The sequence below is a fragment of the Calidifontibacillus erzurumensis genome (assembly GCF_013303125.1).
Taxonomy (GTDB): domain Bacteria; phylum Bacillota; class Bacilli; order Bacillales; family Bacillaceae_J; genus Calidifontibacillus; species Calidifontibacillus erzurumensis.
The window spans coordinates 41,640-56,431 of the sequence record NZ_JABTTE010000015.1; the positions used below are offsets into that span (position 1 = coordinate 41,640).

Sequence of the window (14,792 nt, forward strand, 5' to 3'; positions counted from 1 at the left end):
ATTTACAGAGGAAATGTTAAACAAATCATGGTAAAATGACTCTGTACATAATACATAAAAGCGCCAGAAGGAGGAAGAGAGTTTGAAGAAAAAATTTGCGCTATTAGCGGCCTTGGCTTTACTTGCAGTTCTATCAGGCTGTAACCAAATAAATGAACCAATCACTCCTGAGAGTGAAGGGATTTGGAATAAATATTTTGTATATCCCTTATCATGGTTAATTGTTTATGTGGCGAATATGTTTGGGGAAAATTACGGCCTGTCTATTATAATTGTTACAATTATTATTCGCTTGGCAATTTTACCTTTAATGATTAAACAAACGCAAAATTCAAAAGCGATGCAGGCCATTCAACCAGAATTAAAAGCGCTTCAACAAAAATATGCTTCGAAAGATCCGAAAACACAGCAAAAGCTTCAACAAGAAACGATGGCTTTATTTCAAAAGCATGGTGTAAATCCGTTGGCAGGTTGTTTGCCGCTTCTCATTCAAATGCCTATTTTAATCGGTTTTTACCATGCGATTATGAGAACAGAAGAAATTGCCAATCATAATTTTTTATGGTTCGATCTCGGTAATAGCGACCCATATTATATTTTGCCTTTGATTGCTGGTATTACAACATTTTTACAGCAAAAAATAATGATGAAAGGCATGGAAAGCAATCCGCAAATGAAAATGATGCTATATGTCATGCCGGTTATGATCGTTATTTTTGCAATTTCATTCCCTGCAGCATTATCGTTATACTGGGTTGTAGGTAATATTTTCATGATTATTCAGACATATTTTATTAAAGGTCCAAATAAAACTGAAGCGGATCAAACAGGGGGAGCAAAAAAGTGAAACAACTGACGGCTACCGGTACTGGACAAACAGTTGATGAAGCGATTGAAAATGCTTTGAAGGAATTGAACGTTGCGAAGGAAAAAGTTGAAGTTTCAATTATAGATGAAGGAAAAAAAGGCATTTTTGGTGTATTTGGTTCAAGGCCTGCAATTGTGAAACTTAAAGTTAATATTAACCCGATGGAAGAAGCGAAAACGTACCTTGAAAATGTTATTGCTCAAATGGGTGTGACTGCGGACGTTGAAGCAGTTGAAAATGGGAAAGAATTAACGTTAAATATTTCCGGTGCTGATATCGCAAAGTTAATTGGTAAGCGCGGACAGACATTAAACGCATTACAATATTTAGTTCAAATTGTTGCTAATAAATATTCAAATGATTATATAACGGTTATTGTTGATGCGGAAAATTACCGGATGCGCCGCCGTGAGACGCTGGAAAATTTAGCAACAAGACTAGCTGCAAAAGCTAAAAAGACGAAGACAAAAGTTGTGCTTGAACCAATGCCATCCTTTGAAAGAAAAATTATTCATTCTGTTCTAAGCGAAGTTGAAGGTGTTTCAACTGTTTCTGATGGTGTTGAACCAAATCGCCATATCATTATCATTCCGGAGTAAATTTGAAAATTGATAAAATGAAAATGAAACATGGCAAGGCTAGAATTTGTATCTAGCTTTTGCCATGTTTTTTGTTTTTTAGGTTGTTTTGGTATTATATTTTTTATTTTGATTTCTAAACAAAAATAAACTTTTATGATTTGCACCATTTATTTTAAATTAACTTCTGTCGGGCTGATCACTGAAATAAAAGTTTTGCAGTTGCGCTCTTGATTGTGGATAAGTTAAACTAGATGTATTGCTTAAAATAAAAAAAGTTATCCACTGTGGATAAAAATAGATGATGCGGATATTCAAAAGGTGTGAATAAGTGAGGTGAAAGAAAATGTCATTTGAAATGGATACAATTGCAGCGATCTCAACGCCAATGGGGGAAGGGGCGATTGCGATCGTTCGAATCAGCGGTTCTGATGCAATAAAAACGGCGAACCGGATTTTTAAGGGAAAAAATTTAGAGGAAGTAGAAAGCCATACGATTCATTATGGATTTATTATTGATCCGGAAACGAATGAGAAAGTAGAAGAGGTAATGGTTTCCGTCTTGAAGGCGCCGAAGACGTTCACGAGAGAGGATGTAGTGGAAATCAACTGCCACGGGGGTTTAGTATCTGTCAATCGAGTATTAGAGCTTGTTTTAAATGAAGGGGTCCGTCTGGCAGAACCAGGGGAGTTTACGAAACGAGCTTTTTTAAATGGGAGAATCGATTTATCGCAAGCGGAAGCAGTGATGGATTTAATTCGAGCGAAAACGGACCGAGCCATGAAAGTTGCGATGGGACAAATGGAAGGAAGATTGTCCAAATTAATCCGCAACTTAAGGCAGACGATCCTCGAAACATTGGCGCATGTAGAAGTAAACATCGATTATCCAGAGTATGATGATGTTGAAGAAATGACACATCAATTATTATTGGAAAAAGCATCGGAAATTAAAACGGAAATTGAAAAGCTTCTTGCAACATCCAAACAAGGAAAAATTTTGCGCGATGGGTTATCAACTGCGATTATTGGCCGTCCGAATGTAGGAAAGTCATCGCTATTAAATAGTCTAGTTCATGAAAATAAAGCGATTGTTACTGATATTCCGGGGACGACTCGCGATGTGATAGAAGAATATGTAAATGTTCGCGGAGTTCCGCTTCGCCTTGTCGATACAGCGGGCATTCGGGAAACGGAAGATATTGTTGAAAGAATCGGCGTAGAGCGTTCTAGAAAAGTATTAAAAGAAGCGGATTTAATTTTATTAGTGTTGAATAATGCTGAACCTTTAACAGATGAGGACAGGAAGCTGTTTGAAGCCGTTTCTGGCATGGATGTAATTGTAATCGTAAATAAAATCGATTTAGAAAATCGATTGAATCTTGATGAAGTGAAACAATTGGCAAAAGATTATCCGATTATTTCCACTTCATTAAAAGAAGAAAAAGGAATCGATGAGTTGGAAGAAGCCATTTCATCATTATTTTTTAAAGGGAAACTAGAAGGCGGAGATATTACGTACGTATCTAATACACGCCACATTGCACTGTTAAATCAAGCGAAAAAAGCAATTGATGATGTCATTCAAGCGGTACATTCAGACGTACCAATCGATTTAATTCAAATCGATTTAACACGTGTTTGGGAAATCTTAGGTGAAATTATTGGAGATACGGTTCATGAAAGTTTAATTAACCAGTTGTTTTCACAGTTTTGTTTAGGGAAATAGCTTACGCTGCTTTGTAGGAGGTTTATTTGAATGGTAGAGTATCATGCTGGTACATATGATGTCATTGTTGTTGGTGCTGGGCATGCTGGATGTGAAGCCGGTCTTGCTGCAGCTAGGATGGGTGCGAAGACCCTCATCTTAACATTAAATTTAGATATGGTTGCGTTTATGCCTTGTAATCCTTCCATCGGGGGACCTGCAAAAGGGATTGTTGTTCGTGAAATAGATGCCCTTGGTGGTGAAATGGGGCGCAATATTGATAAAACACATATTCAAATGCGAATGTTAAATACCGGGAAAGGCCCTGCTGTTCGTGCTTTACGTGCACAGGCGGACAAACAACAATATCAACGGGAAATGAAGCATACACTTGAAAAAGAAAAAAATATAACATTAAGACAGTCGATGGTTGATCGACTCATTGTTGAGGATAACGTATGTAAAGGTGTCGTTACTGAAACTGGTGCGATGTATTATGCAAAAGCAGTTATTCTTACGACGGGGACATTTTTAAGAGGAAGGATTATTATTGGTGATCTAGCTTATGAAAGCGGGCCGAACAATCAACGTCCTTCATTAAATTTATCAAAGCATTTGAAAGAACTCGGATTTGAGCTCGTTCGTTTTAAAACAGGTACACCACCTCGAATTAAAAGTGATTCGATTGACTATAGCAAAACAGAAATTCAGCCTGGGGACGAAAAACTGCAGGCATTTTCGTATGAAACGACTGAATATATTACCGACCAAATTCCTTGCTGGTTAACGTATACGACTCAAGAAACTCATCAAATTATTAATGATAATTTGCATCGTTCTCCAATGTTTTCTGGGGTGATCGAAGGAAGAGGGCCGCGCTATTGTCCGTCAATTGAAGATAAAATCGTTCGTTTTAGTGATAAACCACGCCACCAAATTTTCCTAGAGCCAGAAGGTAGAAATACAGAAGAAGTATATGTTCAAGGTTTTTCAACTAGCTTGCCTGAAGAAGTGCAAACGAAGATGCTTAAAACAATTATTGGCTTAGAAAATGCTGAGATGATGAGAGCTGGTTATGCGATTGAATATGATGCAGTTGTACCGACACAATTATGGCCAACATTAGAAACAAAGTTAATTGAAAATTTATATACCGCTGGCCAAATTAACGGAACTTCCGGTTATGAAGAAGCAGCAGCTCAAGGATTAATGGCTGGTATTAATGCAGCATGTAAAATATTTAATAAAGAGCAGGTCATTCTTGATCGTTCTCAAGCTTATATTGGCGTTCTCATTGATGATTTAGTTACAAAAGGAACGAATGAGCCTTACCGTCTATTAACTTCACGTGCTGAATATCGATTATTGCTTCGCCACGATAATGCTGATTTGCGTCTAACGGAAATTGGTTATAAAGTTGGTTTAATTTCTGAAGAACGTTATCAACGCTTTTTAGATAAAAAAGCACAAATTGAAATGGAAAAAAATCGACTAGAAAATATCACGATCAAGCCGACGGAGGAAGTTCAAGAATTACTGAAACAAGTCGGCGGTACGCCGCTTAAAGATGCAGTAAAAGCAGCTGATTTATTAAAGCGGCCGGAAATTAATTATGAACATTTAATGAAAATTGTACCTCCGGAATTACCTGTCAGTGCAGATGTTGCCGAGCAAGTTGAAATTCAAATAAAATATTCCGGATACATTGAAAAATCATTGCAGCAAGTCGAGCGGATGAAGAAAATGGAGGATAAAAAAATTCCAGCCGATATCGACTACAATGCCATTTCCGGTATTGCAACAGAAGCACGGCAAAAATTATCGGAAATTCGCCCGCTATCCGTTGGACAAGCATCAAGAATTTCTGGAGTAAATCCAGCTGATATTTCAATTTTATTAGTTTATTTGGAACAAGGAAAAATTGCTAGAATCAAGAGTTAGTTTGTTCTTTTTGATAGGTTAGGGGAGTGGGCTGTCTAGAAAGTTTTTTGGACAGTCCTAAAAACCTACAGTATTTACTTCAATACAAGGGGATCGGAAATGGATATTGGATTATTTCAAAATAGTCTTGCTGAGAAAGGAATTTTATTAACTTCAAAGCAATTGGAACAATTCGATCTTTATTATCGCATGCTCGTTGAATGGAACGAGAAAATGAATTTAACGGCTATTACAGATGAGCCCGGCGTTTATTTAAAACATTTTTATGATTCAATTACAGCTGCATTTTACTTTGATTTTTCGAAAGATTATCGGCTCTGTGATGTTGGGGCTGGCGCAGGCTTTCCTAGCATCCCTTTGAAAATTTGTTTTCCGCATCTTTCTGTATCAATCGTAGACTCATTACAAAAAAGAATTTCGTTTTTAAATGAATTGGCTAATAAATTGCAATTGGAAAACGTATCTTTTTATCATGATCGAGCTGAAACATTTGCGAAAGATCCGAAAATGAGAGAGTCATTTGATGTCGTAATGGCTAGGGCGGTCGCCCGGATGTCTGTATTAAGTGAATTATGTTTGCCATTAGTTAAAGTTGGTGGTTATTTCATCGCAATGAAAGGAGCAAATTTCGCCGAAGAAATGGAAGCCGGAAAAAAAGCGGTGGACATTTTAGGAGGTACTGTATTGGACATTCATCATTTTCAGCTGCCAATAGAAAATAGTGAGCGAAATATTGCTATTATTAAGAAAGAGCGGAAAACACCAAATAAATACCCGAGAAAGCCGGGCACTCCAAATCGGAACCCGATCGAATAGAAAAATGTTCCACGTGAAACATTCATTTTTATAAACTTTTTGGCAATTTTTTGTTGCAGGATTTGTTGTTTATATAGAGAATAAAATATATGGCATTTGTATTGTTTTGTAGTTTTCAAAAGGCGGTGTAATGAAAAATGAAACACCCTTTTTCACGTTTTTTTGGTTTAGGGGAAAAAAATTTGGGGACAAATGAATTGGATGAAAAAGAACAATTAATAACTGATCACGAAGAAGTGAAACGTATTCCTATACAAGATATTGTCCCAAATCGTTTTCAACCACGGACAATTTTTGTTGATGAAAAAATTGATGAATTAATGCAGACGATTCGCACGCATGGGATTATTCAACCGATTGTTGTAAGGGAATTTGAGAATGGAAAGTTTGAAATTATCGCCGGAGAAAGACGTTGGCGTGCGGTTAAGAAGCTTGGCTGGGATACAATTCCGGCCATTATTAAAGATTTTAACGATACGGAAACAGCTTCCGTCGCCTTAATTGAAAACCTGCAACGCGAAGAGTTGTCTCCACTTGAAGAAGCATATGCCTATGCTAGATTGCTAGAATTACATAATTTGACACAAGAAGCGCTGGCACAACGGTTAGGGAAAGGGCAGTCTACGATTGCTAATAAACTTCGCTTACTTAAGCTGCCAGAGTCAATTCAAGATGCTTTGTTGCAAAAGAAAATAACAGAAAGACACGCAAGAGCGCTTATTCCACTGAAAGATCCGGAATTGCAAGAAAAACTACTCACAGAGATTATTGAAAGACAGCTCAATGTAAAACAAACAGAAGACCGCGTTGTCAAATTGCTCGAAAATAAAACGAAAAAACCAAAGCCAAAACGTAGAGCATTTAGCAAAGATGCAAGAATCGCTATGAATACGATTCGGCAATCATTAAATATGGTAGCCAGTACAGGCATGAAAATAGATAGCCATGAAGAAGAGTTTGAAGATTATATTCAATTTACGATAAAAATACCGAAAAAATAAACATGTACCCATCTAAAAAAAGTAGATGGGTTTTTTTACTTTTCAAACAAAAAAAAGAAGAATTCATGATAAAATAGAAAAGTGTAAAAAATTATGTGCATCAAACTTTCTTAAACGGTCATTGGTTGTATTGTCCGCTTAAGAAAGGAAAGAAGGTGACAAAAAAATGGGAAAAACGATTGCGATAGCTAATCAAAAAGGGGGAGTTGGAAAAACGACAACTTCCGTAAACTTAAGCGCTTGTCTAGCATATTTAGGAAAAAAAGTGTTGCTTGTTGATATAGACCCACAAGGAAATGCTACTAGCGGGGTTGGCGTCGAAAAAGCAGATGTAGAACAATGTATATATAATGTTTTAGTAGAAGATGAAGAAGCGAAATCAATAGTCCTTCCTACAAATGTAGAAAATTTATACATAATGCCATCAACGATTCAACTGGCAGGTGCGGAAATCGAATTAGTGCCGACGATTTCGCGGGAAGTAAGATTAAAAAGAGCACTTGAATCACTTGCAGATGAATATGACTACATCATTATTGATTGCCCACCTTCATTAGGTTTATTAACAATAAATGCATTAACAGCCGCAGACTCCGTTATTATTCCAGTCCAATGTGAATATTACGCTCTCGAAGGTCTAAGTCAATTATTGAATACAGTTAGACTCGTTCAAAAACATTTAAACCAATCTTTAAAAATTGACGGTGTTCTGTTAACGATGTTTGATGCAAGAACCAATCTTGGCATTCAAGTTATTGATGAAGTAAAAAAATATTTTCAAGATCGTGTCTATCAATCTATCATTCCGCGAAATATTCGTTTAAGTGAAGCGCCAAGCCATGGAAAACCGATTATTATTTATGACCCTAAATCAAGAGGGGCAGAAGTATATTTAGACTTCGCGAAGGAAGTGATCGCAAATGGCTAAAGGATTAGGAAAAGGGTTAGGGAAAGGATTAGGAAAAGGAATTGGCGCCTTGCTCCCTGAACAAGTTGGAGATATTCTAGATCCAACAGATAAAGTTCAACAAGTCAAAATTAAAGAAGTTAGGCCAAATCCTTATCAACCACGAAAAACATTTGACCCAGATGCAATAAAAGAATTAAAGGAATCGATTAAAACTCATGGGATCATACAGCCAATTGTCGTAAGAAAAAGCATTAAAGGCTATGATATAGTTGTTGGTGAAAGGCGATTTCGGGCTGCTAAAGAAGCAGGACTTGATACAATTCCTGTTATTGTAAAAGATTATACGGAACAGCAAATGATGGAGCTTGCATTGATTGAAAACTTACAACGGGAAGATTTAAATCCGATTGAGGAAGCCCAAGCTTATCAAACATTGTTAGAACAACTCAATATGACCCAAGAAGAACTTGCAAAACGCCTTGGCAAAAGCCGGCCATATATCGCTAATCATATCCGTTTATTAGCATTACCAGCACCGATCAAAACATTAATTTCTAACGGGGAACTAACAATGGGTCACGGGAGGACATTATTAGCTTTAAAAAATAAAGATCATATGATGCCGCTCGTAGAAAAAATAAGAAAAGAAAATTTAAATGTTCGTCAAGTAGAACAAATCGTTCAACGGTTAAATGAAAATGTTCCACGTGAAACAAAAAAGAAAGACAAACAAAAAGATATTTTTATTAAACAACAAGAATCCCGCCTTCGTGACCGATTTGGAACGGCAGTTGCGATCAAGAGAACGAAAAATAAAGGGAAAATTGAAATTGAATTTTATTCAGAAGAAGATTTAAACCGTATTTTAGAGATACTAGAAAAAGATTAATCGATGAAGCCATCGTTTCGGTGGTTTTTATTTTTTGTTATTTAGCTTAAGCAAAGCCAGTTTATCCGAGCTTATGCTGGCCAAACATCATTGCAAGATGGGCTTTTAATTTTTAGAATAATTGTACGTTTCTTAATAATTGAAGATGATTTGTTTTTATTATAAAAAAACGTTAGAACGAGTATTGCAGCATAGGGGGGACAATAATGATTTATTTTGATCATGCTGCGACTTCTTTTCCAAAACCACAAGAAGTGACCGATGCTGTCATTGAAGCGTTAACAGTTTATGGTGCAAATCCAGGTAGAGGTGGGCATAAATTAGCCAATGCTGCTGCTAAAAAAATTTTTGAAACACGAAGGGAGCTGGCTCAATTTTTTGGCCTTGCGGACCCTAACAGAGTTATTTTTACGCAAAATGCAACAGCTGCATTAAACCAAGGAATTTTTGGTTTATCTTTTGAACAAGGTGATCATATTATTACAACTTCTTACGAACATAATTCAGTGCGTCGGCCGCTTGAACGTTTAAAACGTGAAGTTGGCGTTGAAATTACTTACATACAACCAGACCAAAACGGAAGAATCAATTTAGAAGATGTTGAAAAAGCGATAAACGCGAGGACGAAACTGCTCGTTGCCACTCATGGTTCCAACTTGACGGGTGCAATTATTCCGATTGAAAAGCTAGGGGAAATTTGCAAGAAACATCAGCTCACTTTTATGGTTGATGCATCACAAACAGCAGGCATTTTACCGATTCATATGACTGATATGAATATTGACTTATTAGCTTTTCCTGGGCATAAAGGATTAATGGGGCCTCAAGGAACAGGTGCGCTTTTAATTAATAATAAAATCGATTTAAAGCCTCTTTTCACAGGTGGGACAGGCCATTTTTCCGAACGGTTAGAACAGCCTGAAGAATATCCTGAAAGACTTGAGAGCGGAACTTTAAATACACCGGGGATTGCCGGTCTTTTGGCAGGCTTACTTCATATTAAAAAAGTTGGACTTGAGCAAATTTTTCATCATGAACAAATGCTCGCAGAAGAATGTGTGTCTCGTTTGAAAAAAATTGAAGGTGTAACCGTCTATGGACCTGATGAAGGCGTGAAAAGACTAGGTGTAGTTTCTTTTAATATAGATGGCATTGATAGCCAAGAGGTTGCATTAATTTTAGACCAACATTACAACATAGCGGTTCGAGCAGGGCTTCATTGTTCACCGCTTGCTCATCAATCAATTGGGTCGATTCATACGGGGGGAGCGATCCGTGCAAGCTTTGGCATATATAACACAATTGCTGAAGTCGAACAATTTGTTTGCGCTATAGAGGAGATTCGTACAGCATATTTCGTTTAGGGAGAGAGAAAAACATGGTTTTATTGGGGACAATAGTTAATGGTGTAGCTATTATCGTTGGAACATTTCTCGGAAAAATTTTGCACCGCATACCAGAAAAAATAAAAACATTAGTATTGCAATCGATTGGCCTAGCAGTAGCAATTTTAGGTATTCAAATGGGGCTAAAAAGCGAGCAATTTTTAATCGTTATTTTAAGCCTTTTATTTGGCAGTATCATTGGAGAACTATTCGATTTAGATGGGAAACTAAATGCCCTTGGTTTATGGATTGAAAAACGGATTGGGACAAAAGAAGAAGGCGGTATTGCAAAAGGTTTTGTGTCTGCAACATTAATTTTTGTCATTGGAGCCATGGCTATTATTGGTGCGCTTGACAGTGGATTAAGAGGGGATCATCAAGTTTTATATACAAAATCATTGTTAGATGGTTTTACTAGTATTGTCCTTACGACAACATTTGGGATTGGCGTTTTATTTTCCGCTTTCCCAGTCATGATTTACCAAGGATTCATCGCTTTATTTGCAACACAAATTGAAAAGTGGGTTCCCGCGCCAATCATGGATGGATTTATTACGGAAATGACAGCAGCAGGCGGTATTATGATTTTGGCCATTGGCTTGAACATGCTTGAAATTACCCGGGTTCGTGTTGCCAATATGCTCCCGGCCATTTTAGTTGTTGCTGTTATTGTTACCGGTCAATACTTTTATCAACAGTTATTTTTGTAAAATTTTATTTCCATCCATACTGCTAAGTATTAAATCTCCCTTTTTGGACATTTTAATGTAGAAAGGGGAGTGATTTTTATGTCTAGAGACAAAGGTTTATTAGTGTTTATTTGGCTTTTTTGCGCTTTACTTGTCGCCAAATTAGTCCCAATTCATAAAATTAGAAACGCTATTGTCACATTTTTTTATAAGCAAAGTATTACCTGGTTGTTTGGTCTAGTTGTTGCTGAAAGTGGTCTTATCAAATATCCTGTTAGAGAATTTCCTAAAGCATATAAAGGCAGTTTTTCGTTTGAGTATTTCTTTTATCCTTCCCTTTGTGCTCTGTTTAATATTTATTATCCGGAAAACAAGAGCAAACTAATAAAGTTTTTATACATTAATATTCATACTGCAATTGTTACCATTATTGAAGTTATTCTTGAAAAGTACACGACTTTAATCAAGTATGTAAAGTGGAAGTGGTATTATAGTTACATTACATTGTTTGTAACATATTTCTCCTCAAGAATGTTTTATAAATGGTTTTTTAAAGAAGATTTTGCTTCTCAACACGATAAAAAATAAAAATACGCAAAGATCCATTAATTATCTTTGCGTATTTTTTGCATCAAGTAACTGATCTGCTTCCATAATTCCATTGGCAATCGTTTGCGCCATTTTCATGACAAGGTGCAGTCTTGTATTTTGTAAAACAAAAAACTCCATAAATCCGCTAACATTTACAATACCTGTTAAATGAATATCCCCTACAGGCGGCAGCTGCTTATTTACTCCAGCTCCCGGTTTTAAAGCTCCAAAATTGATCGTTACATCACCCACGCTTTTTAACTTTCCAAGGCAAGCATCAATTCCGATAATAAAAGGATTTTCGTGTTGTTGATAAATCATTTCCAATTGTTCCTCAAGATTAACAGCGTGAATAGGATTCTCCAGAGTACCGTATACATGAAAGTGAGAAGGTTTTCTTTCTTGAAGCAAAGTTCCAGTGATTGGTCCAAGCGCATCCCCAGTGGAACGATCGGTTCCAATACATGCAATAACAAGCGGTTGTGTTAAATGTTCTGGCAAAAATTTCACTAACTGATTTCCTATATAGAAAGGAGCGTTTTGCTCTTCATAATAAATACGGTAAGAGGAGGGTTCTTTTTTTTCAAAAAACTTTGGTTTAAGATTCATAGGTTTCACTCCTCATTAATAATAGTAACAGTATACGGAAATTATGAAGTTCCTATACATATAAATTCGAAATTTATGTTCGAAAGGGGTAGTACGATGTGGAAGGCCGGATTGAGATGGATGTTTCTCATTATGGGGACAATGATTGGCGCTGGTTATGCTTCAGGGAGAGAGATTTGGCAGTTTTTTGGCCATGAAAGTGGACTTGCTATTATTTTATTTACTGTATTATTTTCAATCTGTTGTTATATTATTATGAAAATCAGTTACGAAAAGAAGACCGTACATTTTTTGCCCCTCCTTGAAACTGTATTAGGAAAAAGAATTGCCGCAATTTACGATATCATGCTCGTTTTCTATTTATTTTCAGTGACAGTCGTTATGTTAGCGGGAGGCGGGGCTACACTAGAAGCGTTTTCATTGCCGTTTTGGGCTGGCATTGCAATTACGGTCGCATTATTAGTATTACTATTTATATGGGATCTCCAAGGAATGGTGTCAATCAATGCTTTTATAACACCAGCGCTTGTGATTGGCCTCATCACAATATTACTAACGTATTTTATAAAAGATGGCCAAATGTTTTATATTGATTGGTCAAAACAAAACAATTGGCCGGCAGCCTTTACGTTTACGGCATTAAATATTATGCCGCTCGTCGCAGTATTAGCCGCTATTGGCAAGGAGATTAAAAGAAAAGGAGAAATATGGATTGCAAGCATTGGCAGTGGGCTTATTCTTGGAGGAATTTCATTTATATATAATGAAATATTAACGGAAATCTCTTCAGATATTGCACTTTATGAAATCCCACTATTTGCTATATTAAAAAACAATCACAATATGGTTTTAGTTATTATGTCCATCATATTATGGAGTGCAATTTATACAACGGCTGCCACAGGAGTTGTTGGATTAGCAAGCCGTTTTCGAAAAAAGATGGAAATTCCATTATGGAGCATAGCGCTTTTAATTTTGTTAATCATGGTTCCATTTACGACATTTGGTTTCTCCACTTTAATTGCTGTTCTTTATCCATTATATGGGTTGTTAAATCTGTATTTGCTTGCATCCCTTTTACTATATCCGATTACAAACAAAAATTTTGATAAATAGGAATAGATATCTTTTTAACCAATTGATTCCAATATATTTGCCGGAATAATAAGTCTATAGTAAAATTTAAATAGGGGTCAAATGTTCGGAAATACGTGAAGGGGGAGCAAAATGGTTGATAAAAATTTTGGTTTATACGATATAGTGGAAATGAAAAAACAACACCCTTGCGGCACAAACCGTTGGAAAATTATCCGTCTTGGGATGGATATACGCATTAAATGTGAAGGGTGCAACCATAGTGTATTATTACCCCGAAAAGAATTTACCCGAAAGTTAAAAAAGATTCTTGTTAAACATGAAGAGGAAAATAATGGTTAAAAAGAAGGCATTTCTTTTTATTGAATGTTCATTCTTTCTTTTAAACGAAATGATTGTCTGTTAGGAAGTAAATTTTCTGTTTAATTAAATGCAGCAAGTTTGGCTGTCTCATCTATGTGGGGCAGCTTTTTTAAGCTTGCTTATTTTCACGACAGTTTCTATAATTGTTAAGAATAGTTAGAACGATTGATTTCTTAAGGAGTGAAAAATACATGGGTTTAACAGCCGGAATCGTTGGTCTTCCAAACGTCGGGAAGTCAACGCTTTTTAATGCGATTACACAAGCGGGGGCAGAATCAGCCAATTACCCGTTTTGTACGATTGACCCGAATGTCGGGATTGTGGAAGTGCCAGATGAGCGTTTAAATAAATTAACAGAATTAGTAAAGCCGAAAAAAACGGTGCCAACAGCGTTTGAGTTTACCGATATTGCCGGTATTGTAAAAGGTGCGAGCAAAGGTGAAGGGTTAGGAAATAAATTTTTATCACATATCCGTCAAGTAGATGCCATTTGTCATGTTGTCCGTTGTTTTGCTGATGATGAAATTACCCATGTTGCTGGGAAAGTTGATCCGATTGCCGATATTGAAACGATTAATTTAGAGTTGATCTTAGCTGATCTTGAAACAGTGGACAAGCGTATCGACCGCGTTGGAAAATTGGCGAAGCAAAAAGATAAAGATGCCGCTCTTGAATATGAAGTGCTTGTCAAGCTGAAAGAAGCGTTCGAGCAAGGGAAAATGGCGAGAACGATTGAATTTACAGAAGAACAGATGAAGATCGTGAAACATTTGCATTTGTTAACGATTAAACCGATGTTATATGTTGCCAATGTTGGCGAAGAGGATATCGTTGATCCTTCTGGCAATGAATATGTTCAACAAGTACGGGAATATGCAAAAAACGATAATGCAGAAGTAATTGTCATCTGTGCGAAAATTGAAGCAGAAATTGCTGAACTCGATGGAGAAGAAAAGAAAATGTTCCTTGAAGAGCTCGGCATTAAAGAATCTGGTTTGGATCAGTTAATAAAAGCTGCTTATTCATTGCTTGGATTAGCTACTTATTTTACAGCAGGTGAACAAGAAGTGCGTGCGTGGACATTTAAAAAAGGTATGAAAGCACCACAATGTGCCGGCATTATTCATAGTGATTTTGAACGCGGCTTTATTCGTGCTGAGACGGTTTCGTTTGAAGATCTACTGGCAGCAGGATCGATGCAGGCAGCCCGTGAAGCAGGAAAAGTCCGCCTTGAAGGAAAAGATTACGTCGTTCAAGATGGAGACATTATGCACTTCAGGTTTAATGTATAAATTACGAACTTCTTAATAGCTTGTCTTCTTGCATCGGTTTGCCAATCATGTTATAAT

Annotated in this window: 15 protein-coding genes; 14 read left to right on the forward strand and 1 reads right to left on the reverse strand. The window is 36.7% G+C overall.

The genetic code is table 11. The features are described from left to right. Positions 1-82 precede the first annotated feature (82 nt). The 11 genes from spoIIIJ to HR057_RS11435 all read left to right on the forward strand — a co-directional run bounded on the left by spoIIIJ (position 83) and on the right by HR057_RS11435 (position 11,373). Positions 83-847, forward strand: a complete 765-nt coding sequence (spoIIIJ, locus tag HR057_RS11385) for a YidC family membrane integrase SpoIIIJ (protein ID WP_173731562.1) — start codon at positions 83-85, stop codon at positions 845-847. Next, positions 844-1,467 carry an RNA-binding cell elongation regulator Jag/EloR gene (gene jag, locus HR057_RS11390; RefSeq protein ID WP_173731563.1) on the forward strand — a complete coding sequence of 208 codons (624 nt, stop codon included), beginning with the start codon at positions 844-846 and terminating at the stop codon, positions 1,465-1,467. Before spoIIIJ ends, jag begins: the two co-directional genes overlap by 4 nt. A gap of 325 nt (positions 1,468-1,792) precedes the next feature. After that, entirely contained in the window at positions 1,793-3,175 is a 1,383-nt protein-coding gene (mnmE, locus tag HR057_RS11395) for a tRNA uridine-5-carboxymethylaminomethyl(34) synthesis GTPase MnmE (RefSeq protein WP_196237926.1), read from the forward strand. Between the two features lie 30 nt (positions 3,176-3,205). Continuing rightward, entirely contained in the window at positions 3,206-5,095 is a 1,890-nt protein-coding gene (gene mnmG, locus HR057_RS11400; RefSeq protein ID WP_173731564.1) for a tRNA uridine-5-carboxymethylaminomethyl(34) synthesis enzyme MnmG, read from the forward strand. A gap of 99 nt (positions 5,096-5,194) precedes the next feature. Beyond that, positions 5,195-5,911 carry a 16S rRNA (guanine(527)-N(7))-methyltransferase RsmG gene (rsmG, locus tag HR057_RS11405; RefSeq protein WP_173731565.1) on the forward strand — a complete coding sequence of 239 codons (717 nt, stop codon included), beginning with the start codon at positions 5,195-5,197 and terminating at the stop codon, positions 5,909-5,911. Positions 5,912-6,048: 137 nt separating this feature from the next. After that, positions 6,049-6,912: a nucleoid occlusion protein gene (gene noc, locus HR057_RS11410; protein WP_173731566.1), complete on the forward strand. Its 864-nt coding sequence runs from the start codon at positions 6,049-6,051 to the stop codon at positions 6,910-6,912. A 166-nt stretch (positions 6,913-7,078) separates the two neighbouring features. Further along, entirely contained in the window at positions 7,079-7,840 is a 762-nt protein-coding gene (locus HR057_RS11415; protein WP_173731567.1) for a ParA family protein, read from the forward strand. Then, the gene (locus HR057_RS11420) at positions 7,833-8,711 is read left to right on the forward strand and encodes a ParB/RepB/Spo0J family partition protein (RefSeq protein WP_173731568.1); all 879 of its coding nucleotides are present in this window, start codon (positions 7,833-7,835) and stop codon (positions 8,709-8,711) included. The genes HR057_RS11415 and HR057_RS11420 overlap by 8 nt, the downstream gene beginning before the upstream one ends. 206 nt (positions 8,712-8,917) lie before the next feature. Continuing rightward, positions 8,918-10,075, forward strand: a complete 1,158-nt coding sequence (locus tag HR057_RS11425) for an aminotransferase class V-fold PLP-dependent enzyme (protein WP_173731569.1) — start codon at positions 8,918-8,920, stop codon at positions 10,073-10,075. Between the two features lie 14 nt (positions 10,076-10,089). Then, complete coding sequence (locus HR057_RS11430) at positions 10,090-10,806, forward strand: DUF554 domain-containing protein (protein ID WP_173731570.1); 717 nt, start codon at positions 10,090-10,092, stop codon at positions 10,804-10,806. 78 nt (positions 10,807-10,884) lie between these two features. After that, on the forward strand, positions 10,885-11,373 hold the full coding sequence (locus HR057_RS11435; protein WP_173731571.1) for a CBO0543 family protein: 489 nt from the start codon (positions 10,885-10,887) through the stop codon (positions 11,371-11,373). 21 nt (positions 11,374-11,394) lie between these two features. On the opposite strand, the gene yyaC is transcribed toward HR057_RS11435, so the two are convergent. After that, positions 11,395-11,985, reverse strand: coding sequence for a spore protease YyaC (gene yyaC / locus HR057_RS11440; RefSeq protein ID WP_173731572.1), 591 nt, complete (start codon positions 11,983-11,985; stop codon positions 11,395-11,397). 96 nt (positions 11,986-12,081) lie between these two features. Here yyaC and HR057_RS11445 point away from each other — a divergent pair, with 96 nt between their 5' ends. The 3 genes from HR057_RS11445 to ychF all read left to right on the forward strand — a co-directional run bounded on the left by HR057_RS11445 (position 12,082) and on the right by ychF (position 14,735). After that, on the forward strand, positions 12,082-13,101 hold the full coding sequence (locus tag HR057_RS11445) for a YkvI family membrane protein (RefSeq protein WP_173731573.1): 1,020 nt from the start codon (positions 12,082-12,084) through the stop codon (positions 13,099-13,101). A 111-nt stretch (positions 13,102-13,212) separates the two neighbouring features. Then, complete coding sequence (locus HR057_RS11450; protein WP_173731574.1) at positions 13,213-13,422, forward strand: DUF951 domain-containing protein; 210 nt, start codon at positions 13,213-13,215, stop codon at positions 13,420-13,422. Positions 13,423-13,634: 212 nt separating this feature from the next. After that, positions 13,635-14,735, forward strand: a complete 1,101-nt coding sequence (gene ychF, locus HR057_RS11455) for a redox-regulated ATPase YchF (RefSeq protein ID WP_173731575.1) — start codon at positions 13,635-13,637, stop codon at positions 14,733-14,735. The last annotated feature ends 57 nt before the right edge of the window (positions 14,736-14,792 follow it).

What these genes read in the sequence shown, in the direction of transcription:
- ychF (WP_173731575.1), top strand. Translation starts at nt 13,635, where the DNA reads ATGGGTTTAACAGCCGGAATCGTTGGTCTTCCAAACGTCGGGAAGTCA.
- HR057_RS11450 (WP_173731574.1), top strand. Translation starts at nt 13,213, where the DNA reads ATGGTTGATAAAAATTTTGGTTTATACGATATAGTGGAAATGAAAAAA.
- mnmE (WP_196237926.1), top strand. Translation starts at nt 1,793, where the DNA reads ATGTCATTTGAAATGGATACAATTGCAGCGATCTCAACGCCAATGGGG.
- HR057_RS11445 (WP_173731573.1), top strand. Translation starts at nt 12,082, where the DNA reads ATGTGGAAGGCCGGATTGAGATGGATGTTTCTCATTATGGGGACAATG.
- HR057_RS11435 (WP_173731571.1), top strand. Translation starts at nt 10,885, where the DNA reads ATGTCTAGAGACAAAGGTTTATTAGTGTTTATTTGGCTTTTTTGCGCT.
- HR057_RS11415 (WP_173731567.1), top strand. Translation starts at nt 7,079, where the DNA reads ATGGGAAAAACGATTGCGATAGCTAATCAAAAAGGGGGAGTTGGAAAA.
- noc (WP_173731566.1), top strand. Translation starts at nt 6,049, where the DNA reads ATGAAACACCCTTTTTCACGTTTTTTTGGTTTAGGGGAAAAAAATTTG.
- HR057_RS11430 (WP_173731570.1), top strand. Translation starts at nt 10,090, where the DNA reads ATGGTTTTATTGGGGACAATAGTTAATGGTGTAGCTATTATCGTTGGA.
- yyaC (WP_173731572.1), bottom strand. Translation starts at nt 11,985, where the DNA reads ATGAATCTTAAACCAAAGTTTTTTGAAAAAAAAGAACCCTCCTCTTAC.
- HR057_RS11425 (WP_173731569.1), top strand. Translation starts at nt 8,918, where the DNA reads ATGATTTATTTTGATCATGCTGCGACTTCTTTTCCAAAACCACAAGAA.
- rsmG (WP_173731565.1), top strand. Translation starts at nt 5,195, where the DNA reads ATGGATATTGGATTATTTCAAAATAGTCTTGCTGAGAAAGGAATTTTA.
- HR057_RS11420 (WP_173731568.1), top strand. Translation starts at nt 7,833, where the DNA reads ATGGCTAAAGGATTAGGAAAAGGGTTAGGGAAAGGATTAGGAAAAGGA.
- mnmG (WP_173731564.1), top strand. Translation starts at nt 3,206, where the DNA reads ATGGTAGAGTATCATGCTGGTACATATGATGTCATTGTTGTTGGTGCT.